3 protein-coding genes are annotated in these 16982 nt (G+C 70.0%); 2 read left to right on the top strand and 1 reads right to left on the bottom strand.

Annotation, left to right across the window (positions count from 1 at the left end; all coding sequences use genetic code 11):
• Positions 1-79: 79 nt before the first annotated feature.
• Positions 80-1477, bottom strand: a complete 1398-nt coding sequence (locus tag AS97_RS41175) for a M28 family peptidase (RefSeq protein ID WP_210566684.1) — start codon at positions 1475-1477, stop codon at positions 80-82.
• A 332-nt stretch (positions 1478-1809) separates the two neighbouring features.
• Between AS97_RS41175 and AS97_RS41170 the strand changes: the two genes are divergently transcribed.
• Positions 1810-2457 (top strand): hypothetical protein, encoded by a 648-nt coding sequence (locus AS97_RS41170; RefSeq protein WP_125759303.1) that lies wholly within the window; start codon positions 1810-1812, stop codon positions 2455-2457.
• 39 nt (positions 2458-2496) lie between these two features.
• Positions 2497-16935: a type I polyketide synthase gene (locus tag AS97_RS41165; protein ID WP_210566683.1), complete on the top strand. Its 14439-nt coding sequence runs from the start codon at positions 2497-2499 to the stop codon at positions 16933-16935.
• Positions 16936-16982: the final 47 nt, after the last annotated feature.

The raw sequence follows: 16982 nt of genomic DNA, 5'->3' as shown, positions 1-16982 counted from the left end.
GTGAAACGGGTGACGGCCCGCCGACATACGGCGGGCCGTCCCTGCTCTCTGCCCCGCGGGCCGTCGGGGCTCGGTGGCCCTACTCCGTCTCGTCGCCCGCGGTCTGGATCGGCACTCGGAGGGTGTCGGGCTCACAGCCGGCCGTACCGGCGATGATCCGCGCCGCCCCCTTGGTGAGCGGCACCAGGCTCTGCTCGTCCACCTTGTCCGGGGTGTCCCGCGGATCGAAGATGTACATGGGCGTGGTGATCAGCTGCACCAGCGGCACACCCGTGTAGTAGAAGTAGGCACCGTCGGTTGCCGGGTTCGGCGCGAAGGCGGTCGGCGACAGGATCCAGGAGCGGCGCAGGTCCTCCGCCGCGAGGGACCCGGCCACCAGCTCCTCCAGCCGGGGCGCCTGGGTGGTGAACCACCAGCGCACCTCGGGATCGTCGGTGGGCACGACCTCCCCGTCGACCACCACCGCCTGGCGTGCCGCGTGTTCCAGATGCATCTCGAGGACGACCTGCGGAAACAGCTCGGGATGCGCCGCGATGAACGCCTGTGTGCCCGCGGCGCCCGCCATATGGCCGGACGTCAGCACGAACAGCATGTTGTGCGGTCGCAGCTCCTGGGGCACCGACGCCCAGAACTTGGCCTGCGCCAGCACGAGCGCCACCCCGGACGCGTCCTCCACGGCCGACGCCCAGGGGCCGTCGTGGTGTGAGCCGATGATCAACCAGTGGTCGGAGGCGCCGGGCAGGGTGCCCACCACATTGTGGGTGGTCTCCTCGGTGATGGTGGCGTCGGAGACGACCCGGCCCTCGCACTCCCCCGACGCCATCAGCTCGCGGACCCGCTGCCCGTCCTCGCCACTCAGCCAGATGCCGGGGATGGGGCGCCGTTCGGCGTCGTAGGGCCAGTAGAAGTCGCTGGTCTCCCAGGGCAGTCCGGTGAGCAGGCCGACGTAGGCCGTGGCACCGTCCTTGATGGCGATGTCGAAGTCCAGCACATGGGGAAGGTCGAACGGCACGGTCTGGACGAGGTCGGGGAACACGCCCTCGGGGTCGTAGGAGCCGGTGGCCCGGGCCTGCACCTCGGTCTGCGGCAGCCGCGTGAAGCCGATCTCCTGGACCGCGATGGAGCCGCGCACCTCCCCGTCCTCCATCCGCACAAGCCGGCCCCCGGTGCCCTCGGTCGGCGTGGTGTACGGCAGGGCGAGTCCCTCGAACCGGACGGCCTCATCGGGGCGGCCGGTGGGCCAGATCTCGAAGGCGGCGGACCGCGGCCGCCAGATGGGCGTGTCCAGCGGCTCCAGCCGCACGTCCGCCAGCCCGGTCTCCCGGAACTGTTCCGCGGCCCACTCCTCGGTCCAGCCGTCGGCCGGATAGCCCGCCCGGCGAATGCCCTGGCTGACGATCAGTTCGATCCAGGCCATCATCTCCTTCGACGTGGGTGCCCGATCGAGGTACTTCTCCAGCGTCGGCCAGCCGCTCATCGTCATCCTCCTCATCGCCACGGTCCGGATTCATGCTCGACGGGCGGGCTAAAGCTGGGCTAACGCGATGCCAGTGCGCCTCTTTTCGCGGGGACCCTTTCCGCCTCGGCTCGTATCCATCGGTTCGTATCGAGCCGTTCGTGTCGAGCGGTTCGTATCGAGCCGTTCGTATCAAGCGGTTCGTATCAAGCGGTTCGTGTCAGGGAGGAGGCCAAGCCGGGCGTTAGACCCACTTTGGCGACGGCGCAAATGATGGTCGCCGTATCCGGACTGGTCGCCCGGCAGGCGGCTCAGCCGCAGGTCAGTGCCCGATTGACGATGGGGAGTCGAGTGTGCGCACCGAGAAGTCAGAGGAACGGGAACCGGATGGCACGGCCAGGCGGAGGAAGTGGATCCGGCGCGTCCCGGCCGGTGTCGTGGGCGTGGCCGCCGTGAGCCTGATCGCGCTCACCGTCTCCCCGGTGAACGCCGAGCCCGACGGCAGAGCCAAACCGCCGCGCGGCAGGAATCCACTTCCCGCTCCCCCACAGATCCGGGATCTCGACTTTCTGCTCGGCTCCTACACCTGCGAGTACACCCCGCCGCCGGGCGGCACCGCGGCGGTGCTGAAGCTGACCACCAGGCGGGCGCTGGGCGGGCATTACTTCTACACGGACGCCACCCTCGAACCCGGAAACGTGGTCGGCCGTTCTGCCTTCGGCTGGAATCCCGTCGACGGAAAATTCATCAATCAGTACCACGACAACTGGGGTTCCTCCGGAAACTACACCTCGTCCGGCTGGAAGGACGGCCACCTGATATTCAAGGGCCCCCTCACCCAGGTGATCACACCGAATGCCACGGGACAGACATCGGGCGTGAAGCTGGACCTCATGGATGACTACCAGGTGCTCGGTCGAGGGCATTTCAAGAACTCCACGAGCTTCACTTTCCCCGACGGAAGTACCTTGCAGGGCAGTTACGACTGCCGCCGCCAATAGCGTTCAGTTCCGGACCGAGGGAAGTGGGGGTGGCCGACCATGGCGAGCAATGAAGAGAAGCTGCTCGACTATCTGAAGCGGGTGACGGCGGATCTCCGGCAGACGCAGCGCCGTCTCAAGGATGTCGAGTCCGCGGGGCATGAGCCGGTCGCGATCGTGGGAATGTCCTGCCGCTTTCCCGGAGGCGTACGGTCCCCCGAAGAGCTGTGGGAACTGGTCGCGACCGAGCGGGACGCCATCTCGGAACTCCCCACCGACCGCAATTGGGACCTGGAGAATCTCTTCCATCCCGACCCGGACCACCCGGGGACGAGCTATACGCGCGAGGGCGGCTTCATCGACGACCCCGCGGGATTCGATGCCACGTTCTTCGGCATCAGCCCCCGCGAGGCTCTCGGGATGGCCCCGCAGCAGCGGCTGGCCCTGGAGGCGTCCTGGGAGGCCATCGAGCACGCCGGTGTCGACCCGGAGTCGCTGCGGGGCAGCAGGACCGGCACGTTCATCGGCTGCGATCACCTCGACTACTGCTCCGACGCCTCCCAGGTGCCCGAGGGCTCGGCCGGCTACTTCACCATCGGCAACTCCGCCAGTGTGGTGTCCGGCCGGGTGGCGTACACCCTCGGCCTGGAGGGCGCCGCGGTGACGGTGGACACCGCGTGCTCCTCCTCCCTGGTCGCCATGCATCTGGCCTGCCAGGCGATCCGGCAGGGCGAATGCGATATGGCGCTGGCCGGGGGCGTGGCCGTGATGTCCTCCACGGCGCCGTTCATCGGCTTCAGCGAGCTGCGGGGGCTCGCCCCGGACGGCAGGTCCAAGGCATTCTCGGCGAACAGCGACGGCATGACCCTGGCCGAAGGCGTGGGCGTCCTGCTGCTGGAGCGACTGCTGGACGCGCGCCGCAATGGCCACCAGGTGCTGGCCGTGATCCGGGGCACGGCGGTCAACCAGGACGGCGCCAGCAACGGCCTCACCGCACCGAACGGGCCGTCGCAGCAGCGCGTGATCCGGCAGGCGCTCGCCAACGCCCGGCTGTCACCCTCCGAGGTGGACGCGGTCGAGGCGCATGGCACGGGGACCACTCTGGGTGACCCGATCGAGGCGCAGGCGCTGCTGGCCACGTACGGGCAGGAGCGGGACGAGGGATGTCCGCTGTGGCTGGGGTCCATCAAGTCCAACATCGGGCATGCGCAGATGGCGGCGGGTGCGGCCGGGGTCATCAAGATGGTGATGGCAATGCGGCATGGGGTGCTGCCCGCCTCGCTGCACATCGATGAGCCGACCCCACATGTGGACTGGGACGCGGGTGATGTCCATCTGCTGACCGAGGCGCGGGAGTGGCCACGGGGCGCGCATCCACGCCGGGCGGGGGTCTCCTCGTTCGGCATCAGTGGGACGAACGCCCATCTGATCCTGGAGCAGGCCCCCGAGGAGGCCGCGACGGAGCTCGGGGACCTCGGGGTGGAGCCGATGGAGCCGGTGGCGATGGAGCCGATCGCCGCCGAGGTGGAGCCGGGGACGGTCGGGGCGGAACCGGTGGCGGTCGCGGTGGAGCCGGTGGGCGGGCCGGTGCCGTGGGTGGTGTCGGCGCGCGGGGCGGAGGCGCTACGCGGCCAGGCGCGGGCGCTGGCCGCACGGGTGAACGCCGACCCGGGGGTGACCGCTGCGGAGGTGGGCTGGTCCCTGCTGCGGACCAGGACACTCTTCGACCACCGGGCCGTGGTCATCGGCCAGGACCGCGACGAACTGGTGGCGGGGCTCGAAGCCCTCGCCTCCGGAGAGCCCCATCCGGGCCTGGTGGGACCCGGACAGACCGCCGATACGACCGGCCAGACCGTGTTCCTGTTCAGCGGGCAGGGCAGCCAACGCCCCGGCATGGGCGCCGAACTCTACAACCGCTTCCCCGTCTTCACCGAAGCCTTCGACGACGTCTGCGCCCTCCTCGATCCCCACCTGGAACACCCCCTACGGCAAGTGGTCTTCAGCCACGACCCCGAACACGCCGCACTGCTGAACCACACCACCTACACCCAGACAGGGCTATTCGCCCTGCACATCGCCCTGGCCCGCCTACTCAACTCACTCGGCGTACGCCCCGACGCCGTCATCGGCCACTCCATCGGCGAAATCGCCGCCGCCCACATCGCCGGAGTCTTCGACCTCCCCGACGCCTGCCACCTCGTCGCCACCCGCGCCACCCTCATGGGAACACTCCCCGAAGGCGGAAGCATGGCCACCATCGCCGCCACCCCCGACGAACTCACCGAAGACCTCGCCCGACACAACAACCACGTGAGCATCGCCGCACACAACACCCCCGGCAACACCGTCATCTCCGGCCCCCTCCAACCCGTCACCGACATCACCACCACCTGGGCAGCCAAAGGCCGAAAAACCAAAACCCTCACCGTCAGCCACGCCTTCCACTCCCCCCTGATGAACCCCATCCTCGAACCCTTCAAAAAAGCCATCAGCAAACTCACCTACCACCCACCCACCATCCCCCTCATCAGCAACCTCACCGGACAACCAGCCGACAACCACATCACCACCCCCGACTACTGGACCCAACACATCCGCCAACCCGTCCACTTCCACCCCGCCATCACCCACACCGCACCCCACACCAACACCTACCTCGAACTCAGCCCCGACCCCATCCTCACCACCGCAACCCACCACACCCTCCACCACCACACCACCACCAACACCACCGAGCAGAACAACCCCACCAACCAGCCGACACCCCTGACCACCTCCACCCTCACCCACAAACAACCCGACGGACAGGCCCTCGCCCACACCCTCGCCCAACTCCACACCAACGGCGTCAAGGTCGACTGGACCAGCTGGTACCCCACCGACCCCGCGCCCCAAGTGGTCGGGTTGCCGACGTATGCCTTCCAGCACCAGCGCTTCTGGCTGGCCCCGCCCGCCGCTCGTACGGGCTTCCAGGGGACTGCCGAGGACCCGGCCGAGGCGCAGCTCTGGCATGCCATCGAAGAACTGGACGTCGACACCCTCACCAGCACGCTCCGGCTGGAGAAGGACAGCCCGGGCATCGACGCCCTGTTGCCCGCACTCCCCGTGCTGTCCGCCTGGCGGCGTCAGCACCGTGAACGTTCCACCATCGACTCCTGGCGCTACCGGGCCACTTGGCAGCAGCTCCCCGACCCGGCCACACCGGCCCTGACGGGCACCTGGCTGGTGGTCGCCCCTGCCGGGCAGGAGGAGCACGCGACGGTCAGAGTCATCGTCCAGGCGCTGCGGGCGCATGGCGCCACGGCGCAGCCGTTTGAGGTCGACGCTCATGACGTCGATCGCGCCACACTCCGCGAACGCCTCGGCAGGCTGGCCGAGGAGGCCCAACCCGCCGGAGTCTTCAGCCTGCTCGCACTCGACCAGGAACCGCTCATCGGCCACTCCGCGGTGCCTGCCGGGCTCGGCGCCACCGTCGCTCTTCTCCAGGCTCTCGGTGATGCCGACATCAGCGCGCCCCTGTGGTGCGTGACGCAAGGCGCCGTCGCCACCGGTCGCAGCGACCTCCTCCCCCACCCCGAGCAGTCGCAGATCTGGGGGTTCGGCCGCGTGGCCGCGCTGGAACATCCGCAGCGCTGGGGCGGCCTCATCGATCTGCCCACCACCATGACCCACCACACCGCGGCTCGGCTGGCAGCCCTTCTCGTACCCGGGCAGCCCGAGGATCAGGCCGCCATCCGCACCACCGGAACGTACGTACGCCGCCTCACCCGTGTGCCCGCCGTCGACACCGCCCCCGCCCCCTGGGAGCCGTCGGGGACCACGCTCATCACCGGCGGCACAGGGGGTCTCGGCGCCCAGATCGCCCGTTGGCTGGCTCACCGGGGCGCGCCCCATCTCCACCTCATCAGCCGTTCCGGACCCGACGCGCCCGGTGCGTCCGAGCTCAGCGAGGAGCTCACTGCTCTGGGGACGGATGTCACCATCACCGCCTGCGACGCCTCCGACCGCGCCGCACTCCGGCAGCTCATCGACACCGTCCCCGCCGAACACCCCCTCACCGCTGTCTTCCACACCGCCGGCACGATGGAACTCGGCCAGATCAGCGAACTGGATCCCGGGCGGTTGCAGTCCGTTCTGCGGGCCAAGGCCCTGGCCGCCGCTCATCTGCACGACTTCACCCAGCACCTCGATCTCACGGCCTTCGTTCTCTTCTCGTCGAACGCCGCCACCTGGGGCAGCGGACAACAGGCCGCCTACGCCGCCGCGAACACCTACCTGGACGCGCTCGCCGAGCACCGCCACACCCGGGGCCTGCCCGCCACCAGCCTTGCCTGGGGCCCGTGGGGCGAGGCAGGCATGGCCGCCGACCAGCACACGCTCTCCCACCTCAAGCGGCGCGGTCTGTCGCCTCTCCCCACCGACCTCGCCATCGCGTCGCTGCACCACGCCCTGACCCACCACGACACGGCCGTCACGATCGCGGATGTCGACTGGGCGAGGTTCGGGAGTACGTTCACCGCGCAGCGCCCGAGTCCGTTCCTCACCCGGCTGATGCCGTCGGCCGCCGAGCCCGCCACGCCCACGGACACCGCCGACGACAATCCGTTGCGGCAGCAGCTCAGCGCGGCGCCGGCCGCACAGCGGCACCAGATCCTCGTCCGCCATATCCAGACGCTGGCCGCGACGATCCTCGGTCACCCCGGCCTGGACGCAATTCCCCCGGCGCAGCCCTTCCAGGAGCTGGGCTTCGACTCCCTCACCGCGGTCGAGCTGCGCAATCAGCTCGCCACCACCACCGGCCTCCCGCTCGCCCCGGCGCTGGTCTTCGACCATCCGACGCCGAATGCGCTCGCCACCTATCTGGGCACGGAACTGACGGGGCAAAAGCCCTCCGGCACCACCCATACGGCGTTCGCGGCCCCCGACGACGAACCGATCGCGATCGTCGGCATGGCCTGCCGCTACCCGGGCGGCGTGCGCTCACCGGAGGAGCTGTGGGAGCTGGTCGCCACGGGCCGGGACGCCGTCGGAGAGATGCCCACCGACCGTGACTGGCCTCTGAACACCCTCTTCGACCCCGACCCCGAGCGTCTGGGCACCAGCTATGCGCGCGAGGGCGGATTTCTCCACGATGCGGCCGGGTTCGACGCGGCGTTCTTCGGCATCAGCCCGCGCGAAGCGCTCGCCATGGACCCCCAGCAGCGCCTGCTCCTGGAAATCGCCTGGGAGACCTTCGAGAACGCGGGCCTGGACCGGGACACGCTCGCCGGAAGCGTCACCGGCGTCTTCGCGGGCGGCACCTATCAGGGCTACGGCGCCTCCGGAAGCTCCTCGGCGCGGGAGGTCGAGGGGTATCTGCTCGCGGGCGGTACGCCGAGTGTCATGTCCGGCCGGGTGGCGTACGCGTTCGGCCTCGAAGGGCCCGCGGTGACGGTGGACACGGCGTGTTCGTCCTCGCTGGTGGCGATGCATCTGGCGGCCCAGGCGCTGCGGCAGGGCGAATGCACCATGGCGCTGGCGGGCGGTGTGACGGTGATGGCCACGCCGACCACCTTCATCGAGTTCTCCCGCCAGCGTGGTCTGGCGGCCGACGGCCGGTGCAAGCCGTTCGCATCGGCGGCCGACGGCACCGGCTGGGGCGAGGGGGCCGGGCTTCTGCTGCTTGAGCGGCTGTCGGACGCGCGCCGCAACGGCCACCGGGTGATGGCCGTCCTCCGTGGCTCCGCGGTCAACCAGGACGGCACCAGCAACGGGCTGACCGCACCGAACGGGCCCTCACAGCAACGGGTCATCGCCCAGGCGCTCGCCAACGCGCGGCTGTCGCCCGCGGAGGTCGATGTGGTGGAGGGGCACGGCACCGGGACCACCCTCGGCGATCCGATCGAGGCGCAGGCGCTGCTGGCCACGTACGGGCAGGAGCGGCGGGGTGGACATCCGCTGTGGCTCGGCTCCATCAAGTCCAACATCGGCCACACCCAGGCCGCCGCCGGAGTGGCCGGTGTCATCAAGATGGTGATGGCGATGCGGCATGGGGTGCTGCCCGCCTCACTGCACATCGACGAGCCGACCCCACATGTCGACTGGAACGCGGGCGAAGTCCACCTGCTGACCGAGGCGCGGGAGTGGCCGGGGGACGAACATCCTCGTCGGGCGGGGGTCTCCTCCTTCGGCATCAGCGGGACCAATGCGCATGTCATCGTGGAGCAGGCCCCCGAGGAGCCGCCGGCGGCGGTCGAGGCCATCGAGGCGGAGCCGGTGGGCGGGCCGGTGCCGTGGGTGGTCTCGGCGCGCGGGGCGGAGGCGCTACGCGGCCAGGCGCGGGCGCTGGCCGCACGGGTGAACGCCGACCCGGGGGTGACCGCTGCGGAGGTGGGCTGGTCCCTGCTGCGGACCAGGACACTCTTCGACCACCGGGCCGTGGTCATCGGCCAGGACCGCGACGAACTGGTGGCGGGGCTCGAAGCCCTCGCCTCCGGAGAGCCCCATCCGGGCCTGGTGGGACCCGGACAGACCGCCGATACGACCGGCCAGACCGTGTTCCTGTTCAGCGGGCAGGGCAGCCAACGCCCCGGCATGGGCGCCGAACTCTACAACCGCTTCCCCGTCTTCACCGAAGCCTTCGACGACGTCTGCGCCCTCCTCGATCCCCACCTGGAACACCCCCTACGGCAAGTGGTCTTCAGCCACGACCCCGAACACGCCGCACTGCTGAACCACACCACCTACACCCAGACAGGGCTATTCGCCCTGCACATCGCCCTGGCCCGCCTACTCAACTCACTCGGCGTACGCCCCGACGCCGTCATCGGCCACTCCATCGGCGAAATCGCCGCCGCCCACATCGCCGGAGTCTTCGACCTCCCCGACGCCTGCCACCTCGTCGCCACCCGCGCCACCCTCATGGGAACACTCCCCGAAGGCGGAAGCATGGCCACCATCGCCGCCACCCCCGACGAACTCACCGAAGACCTCGCCCGACACAACAACCACGTGAGCATCGCCGCACACAACACCCCCGGCAACACCGTCATCTCCGGCCCCCTCCAACCCGTCACCGACATCACCACCACCTGGGCAGCCAAAGGCCGAAAAACCAAAACCCTCACCGTCAGCCACGCCTTCCACTCCCCCCTGATGAACCCCATCCTCGAACCCTTCAAAAAAGCCATCAGCAAACTCACCTACCACCCACCCACCATCCCCCTCATCAGCAACCTCACCGGACAACCAGCCGACAACCACATCACCACCCCCGACTACTGGACCCAACACATCCGCCAACCCGTCCACTTCCACCCCGCCATCACCCACACCGCACCCCACACCAACACCTACCTCGAACTCAGCCCCGACCCCATCCTCACCACCGCAACCCACCACACCCTCCACCACCACACCACCACCAACACCACCGAGCAGAACAACCCCACCAACCAGCCGACACCCCTGACCACCTCCACCCTCACCCACAAACAACCCGACGGACAGGCCCTCGCCCACACCCTCGCCCAACTCCACACCAACGGCGTCAAGGTCGACTGGACCAGCTGGTACCCCGCCACCCCCACCCCCCGCACCATCGACCTCCCCACCTACGCCTTCCAACACCAGCACTACTGGCTGTCGTCGGCCTCGTCCTCGGACCCGATGCCCACCGAGGCGGCTCTGGTCGACAGGGAGTTCTGGGAGGCGGTGGAGCGGGAGGATCTGGAAGCGCTCGCGGCGACCATCGACTCACCGGCGGACCAGCAGCCCATGCTGAGCGCCGTCCTCCCGACGCTGTCCGCCTGGCGGCGGCATCACCGGGAGCAGTCGGTCATCAATTCCTGGCGGTATCAAGCCACATGGAAGCGCCTTCCCGCTCCCTCCGCGCCTCCGGCCCTCTCCGGTACCTGGCTGCTGGTCCTCCCCGCCGGTCAGTCCGACCATCCTGCCGTGGCAACCGCCGAGCAGTCCCTGACCGCCCACGGTGCCACCCCGCTCCGCCATGTGCTCGGCACCCACACCGTCGATCGCGACGCCTTGGCGGACCACCTCACCCGTCTCACCTCGGAGGCGGAACCCGCCGGAGTGCTGAGCCTGCTCGCCCTCGACGAGGAGCCGCACCCCGACTACGCCGCCGTGCCCTCCGGGCTGGCCGCGACCGCCGTGCTCGTCCAGGCCCTCGGCGACGCCGGGATCCCGGCGCCCCTGTGGTGCCTCACTCAGGGCGCTGTCGCCACCGGTCCCGGCGATCCGCTCCCGAGCCCGCGGCAGGCGCAGACATGGGGATTGGGCCGCGCCGCGGCCCTGGAACACCCTCGCCGCTGGGGTGGCCTGATCGACCTCCCGACCGTCATCGACCACCACACCTCCGACCGGCTGGCCGCCCTGCTCACCCCCGGTCGACCGGAGGACCAGACCGCCATCCGCGCCACCGGCAGCTACGCCCGGCGCCTCCGTACGGCCGGTGCCCCCGCCACCGCGCCCAGGACCTGGCAGCCCACGGGTACCACGCTCATCACCGGCGGCACCGGGGGGCTCGGCGCCCATGTCGCCCGCTGGCTCGCCCACCACGGCGCACCCCACCTCCACCTCATCAGCCGCTCCGGCCCCGACGCCCCAGGCGCCACCCAACTCACCCAAGAACTCACCACCCTGGGCACCACCGTCACCATCACCGCCTGCGACGCCTCCGACCGCACCGCACTCCAACACCTCCTCGACACCATCCCGGCGGAACACCCCCTCACCACCGTCATCCACACCGCCGGAACGTCGGACACCGAGCTCATCGCCGATCTGGAGCCGGAGCGACTACAGCATGTGCTCGGGCCCAAGGCCCTGGCCGCCACTCATCTGCATGAGCTGACGCAGGGGCTCGACCTCAGCGCCTTCGTGCTCTTCTCGTCCGGCGCGGCCGCGTGGGGCGGCAGTCGGCAAGGCGCCTACGCCGCCGCGAACACCTATCTCGACGCCCTCGCCGAGCACCGCCGCGCCCGGGGACTCCCCGCCACCAGCCTCGCCTGGGGCCCCTGGGGCGACGCGGGCATGGCCGCCGACGAGACGGCGCTCGCGTTCTACGGCCGACGTGGGCTGTCTCCGCTGAGCCCTGAACTGGCCGTGGCATCGCTCCAGCACTCCCTGGACCACCGTGACACCACCATCACCGTCGCGGACATCGACTGGGAGAAGTTCCCGGCGGCCTTCACCGCCCAGCGCCCCAGCCCGCTCCTCGACGACCTGATCACGACCGCCGAGCACCCCGCCGAGCGAACCCGCAGCGCATCGACGGGCGCGTCCGCCGGCACCTCGCTCCACCAGCGGCTCTCCGCCGGAACCCCCGAGCAGCAGCACCAACTCCTGCTCGAACGGATCCAGTCGCTCGCGGCCTCGATCCTGGGCCATTCCGGGGCGGACGCCATCCCGCCCACCCAGCCGTTCCAGGAGCTCGGGTTCGACTCCCTGACCGCCGTGGAGCTGCGCAATCAGCTCGCCACCGCCGTCGGAATCGACCTCGCGCCCGCGCTCGTCTTCGACCACCCCACGCCCAACGCCCTCGCGACCTACCTGCGCGCCGAACTCACGGGCCAGCAGATCGCCGTCGCCGCTCACACCCCCACCACGGCCGCCCAGGACGAGCCGATCGCGATCGTCGGCATGGCCTGCCGCTACCCCGGCGACGCACACTCCCCGAAGGATCTGTGGGACCTGGTCGTCGCCCACCGCGATGCCATCGCGGAGATGCCCACCGACCGCAATTGGGATCTGAACGCGCTCTACGACCCCGACCCCGACCGCGCGGGGACGAGCTACGTCCGGGAGGGCGGCTTCCTCTATCAGGCCGCCGAGTTCGACCCCGGGTTCTTCGGCATCAGCCCGCGCGAGGCGGTCGCCATGGACCCCCAGCAGCGTCTGCTCCTGGAAACCGCCTGGGAGACCTTCGAGAACGCGGGCCTGGACCGGGACACGCTCGCGGGCAGCGACACGGGAGTGTTCGCGGGGGTGACGTCCCAGGACTACCTGTCCCTCACCGGCGATACGGCGAGCGACGTCGAAGGCTATGTGGCCACGGGCAATATCGGCAGCGTGGTGTCCGGTCGGGTGGCGTACTCGTTCGGCCTCGAAGGGCCCGCGGTGACGGTGGACACGGCGTGTTCGTCCTCGCTGGTGGCGATGCATCTGGCGGCCCAGGCGCTGCGGCAGGGCGAATGCACGATGGCGCTGGCGGGCGGCGTGACGGTGATGGCCACCCCGGGCGCGTTCATCGAGTTCTCCCGCCAGCGTGGTCTGGCGCCCGACGCGCGGTGCAAGCCGTTCGCGGCTGCGGCGGACGGCATGGTGTGGGGCGAGGGCGCCGGGCTCATACTGCTGGAACGACTGTCGGACGCGCGCCGCAACGGGCACCGAGTGCTGGCTGTCGTCCGTGGCTCGGCCGTCAATCAGGACGGCACCAGCAACGGCCTCACCGCGCCGAACGGACCCTCGCAGCAACGGGTGATCCGGCAGGCGCTCGCCAACGCCCGGCTGTCGCCGTCCGAGGTGGACGCGGTGGAGGCACACGGTACGGGCACGACGCTGGGTGACCCGATCGAGGCGCAGGCGCTGCTGGCCACCTACGGCCAGGACCGACCGGAGGGACGTCCGCTGTGGCTCGGCTCCATCAAGTCCAACATCGGCCACACGCAGGCCGCCGCCGGAGTGGCCGGTGTCATCAAGATGGTGATGGCAATGCGCCACGGGATGCTGCCCGCCTCACTGCACATCGACGAACCGACCCCACATGTCGACTGGAACGCGGGCGACCTGCGCCTACTCACCGAACCCGTCCCATGGCCCCAGGGCGAACGGCCCCGGCGGGCGGGGGTCTCCTCCTTCGGCATCTCCGGTACGAACGCCCATCTCATCCTTGAACAGGCCCCCGAGCCGATCGAGCCCACCCAGGTGTCGAATACCGCTGGTGTGGCTCCGTGGGTGATCTCCGCACAGAGCGACGCGGCGTTGCGGGGCCAGGCGCGAGCCTTGACCGGGCACATCGTCGGCGACCCGGAAGTGACATCGGCCGAGGTGGGCTGGTCCCTGCTGCGGACCAGGACACTCTTCGACCACCGGGCCGTGGTCATCGGCCAGGACCGCGACGAACTGGTGGCGGGGCTCGAAGCCCTCGCCTCCGGAGAGCCCCATCCGGGCCTGGTGGGACCCGGACAGACCGCCGATACGACCGGCCAGACCGTGTTCCTGTTCAGCGGGCAGGGCAGCCAACGCCCCGGCATGGGCGCCGAACTCTACAACCGCTTCCCCGTCTTCACCGAAGCCTTCGACGACGTCTGCGCCCTCCTCGATCCCCACCTGGAACACCCCCTACGGCAAGTGGTCTTCAGCCACGACCCCGAACACGCCGCACTGCTGAACCACACCACCTACACCCAGACAGGGCTATTCGCCCTGCACATCGCCCTGGCCCGCCTACTCAACTCACTCGGCGTACGCCCCGACGCCGTCATCGGCCACTCCATCGGCGAAATCGCCGCCGCCCACATCGCCGGAGTCTTCGACCTCCCCGACGCCTGCCACCTCGTCGCCACCCGCGCCACCCTCATGGGAACACTCCCCGAAGGCGGAAGCATGGCCACCATCGCCGCCACCCCCGACGAACTCACCGAAGACCTCGCCCGACACAACAACCACGTGAGCATCGCCGCACACAACACCCCCGGCAACACCGTCATCTCCGGCCCCCTCCAACCCGTCACCGACATCACCACCACCTGGGCAGCCAAAGGCCGAAAAACCAAAACCCTCACCGTCAGCCACGCCTTCCACTCCCCCCTGATGAACCCCATCCTCGAACCCTTCAAAAAAGCCATCAGCAAACTCACCTACCACCCACCCACCATCCCCCTCATCAGCAACCTCACCGGACAACCAGCCGACAACCACATCACCACCCCCGACTACTGGACCCAACACATCCGCCAACCCGTCCACTTCCACCCCGCCATCACCCACACCGCACCCCACACCAACACCTACCTCGAACTCAGCCCCGACCCCATCCTCACCACCGCAACCCACCACACCCTCCACCACCACACCACCACCAACACCAACACCACCGAGCAGAACAACCCCACCAACCAGCCGACACCCCTGACCACCTCCACCCTCACCCACAAACAACCCGACGGACAGGCCCTCGCCCACACCCTCGCCCAACTCCACACCAACGGCGTCAAGGTCGACTGGACCAGCTGGTACCCCGCCACCCCCACCCCCCGCACCATCGACCTCCCCACCTACGCCTTCCAACACCAGCACTACTGGCTCGCCCCGCCCGCTCCGCGCGCCGACGCCACTGCCAATGGCCACAACCCGGCCGAGGCCAGGCTCTGGGACGCCATCGAAGAGCTCGATGTCGACACCCTCACCAGCACACTCCAGCTGGAGAAGGACAGCCCCGGCATCGACGCCCTGCTGCCCGCGCTCCCCGTACTCTCGACTTGGCGGCGTCGGCACCGCGAACGTTCCACCATCGACTCCTGGCGCTATCGCGTCGCGTGGAGGCGGTTGCCGGACCCCGCCACCGCGCCAACGCTCAGCGGGACCTGGCTGCTGCTCGTCCCGTCCGGGCTGGAGGAGCACCCGGCCGTCCGCGCCGCCGTCCGGGCGCTCGACGCCCATGGCGCGGCCCATGAGCTTCTGTCGGTCGATGGTGCGGACGCCCGGCGCGACGGCCTTGCCCCACTTGTCTCGCATCTGCCCGACGGCAGCACACCCGAGGGCATTCTGAGTCTGCTCGCGCTCGACCAGACGCCGCACCCCGACCACTCCGCCGTCCCCCTAGGACTGGCCGCGACGGCCGCGCTCGTCCAGGCCCTCAGCCAAACGGCGCCGGTCGCGCCCCTGTGGTGTGTCACTCAGGGTGCGGTGGCCGCCGTCGCCACCGATCCGCTCCCCCACCCCCATCAGGCCCAGATCTGGGGTATGGGCCGGGTCGCCGCGCTGGAACACCCTCACCTCTGGGGCGGCCTCATCGACCTCCCGACCGTCGTCGACGCCCGCACCACCGCCCGTATCGCCTCCGTGCTGGTGCCCGGACAGCCCGAGGACCAGGTGGCCATCCGCTCCACCACCCTGGCCCGCCGGCTGGAGCGCGCCGCCTGCCCGGACTCCGCACCCACCGCGTGGCGCCCCACCGGGACGACCCTGATCACCGGCGGCACCGGGGCGCTCGGCGCCCATGTCGCCCGCTGGCTCGCCCACCACGGCGCACCCCACCTCCACCTCCACCTCATCAGCCGCTCCGGCCCCGACGCCCCAGGCGCCACCCAACTCACCCAAGAACTCACCACCCTGGGCACCACCGTTACCATCACCGCCTGCGACGTCACCGACCGCACCGCGCTCCAACACCTCCTCGACACCATCCCGGCGGAACACCCCCTCACCACCGTCATCCACACCGCCGGGATCGCGGAGAACACCCCGCTGGCCGAGCTGGATCTTCCGGGGATCGAGGCGGTGCTGCGGCCCAAGGCGCTCGCGGCCGCCCTGCTCCATGAACTCACGGAGGGTCTCGACCTCAGCGCGTTCGTGCTCTTCTCATCCGGCGCGGCCGCATGGGGCGGGAGCCGACAGCCTTCCTACGCCGCCGCCAATGCCTATCTCGACGCCCTCGCCGAGCACCGCCGCGCCCGCGGACTCCCCGCCACCAGCCTCGCCTGGGCGCCATGGAGCGATGCGGGGATGGCCGCCGACGAGGCCGTCGTCGAGTACTACCGCCGGCGCGGGATGCGTCCCCTGGACACCGATCTCGCCATCGCCTCGCTCCAGCACTCCCTCGACCACGGCGACACCACGGTCACCATCGCGGACATCGACTGGGAGAGGTTCCCGGCCGGTTTCACCGCCCAGCGGCCCAGCCCGCTGCTGTCCGACCTGGCCGCCGCCGCGTCGCCGGGCGTCGATGCCACCCCGGACGACGCCGCGGCCGTGAACGGTTCACTTCAGCGGCAGCTGGCCACCAGCACCCCCACCCAGCAGCATCAGCTTCTCCTCCACCACATCCAGACGCATGCCGCGGCGATCCTCGGCCACCCCACCATCGATGCCGTTCCCCCCACCCAGCCGTTCCAGGAGCTGGGGTTCGACTCCCTCACGGCCGTCGAATTCGGTCATCGGCTCTCCGCCGCCACCGGTCTCGACCTTCCGCCCACGCTGGTCTTCGACCACCCCACCCCCAAGGAGCTGGCCGACTTTCTGCGCGAGCGGCTCGTCGAGGGGGAGCTGACCTCCGAGGGACATCTGCTGTCGGAGCTCGACCGGTGGGACGCGGTCTCGGCGCCCTCGGCGGTGGACGAGGCGGCCCGTCGGCGGATCACCGGGCGACTGCGGCTGCTGCTGGCCAAGTGGAACGACACGGAACGGAAAACGGAGCGTTCCGCGGCCCACAGCGAGCTCGAGACGGCGACGGCAGAGGACATCTTCGACCTCATCTCCGACGAGTTCGGAAAGTCGTGAGCCCGACGCCCCCCATCCTCCGCGACGCGCCAAGGAGCCTCCGCTAG

It is taken from the genome of Streptomyces sp. AgN23, assembly GCF_001598115.1.
Taxonomy (GTDB): Bacteria; Actinomycetota; Actinomycetes; order Streptomycetales; family Streptomycetaceae; genus Streptomyces; species Streptomyces antimycoticus.
The sequence above is the reverse complement of the archived record's forward strand: the minus strand, read 5'-3'. Positions and strand labels throughout refer to the sequence as shown.

Bases quoted from the DNA above. Each gene is read 5' to 3' on its own strand.
- AS97_RS41165 (WP_210566683.1), top strand. From the start codon at position 2,497: ATGGCGAGCAATGAAGAGAAGCTGCTCGACTATCTGAAGCGGGTGACG.
- AS97_RS41175 (WP_210566684.1), bottom strand. From the start codon at position 1,477: ATGAGCGGCTGGCCGACGCTGGAGAAGTACCTCGATCGGGCACCCACG.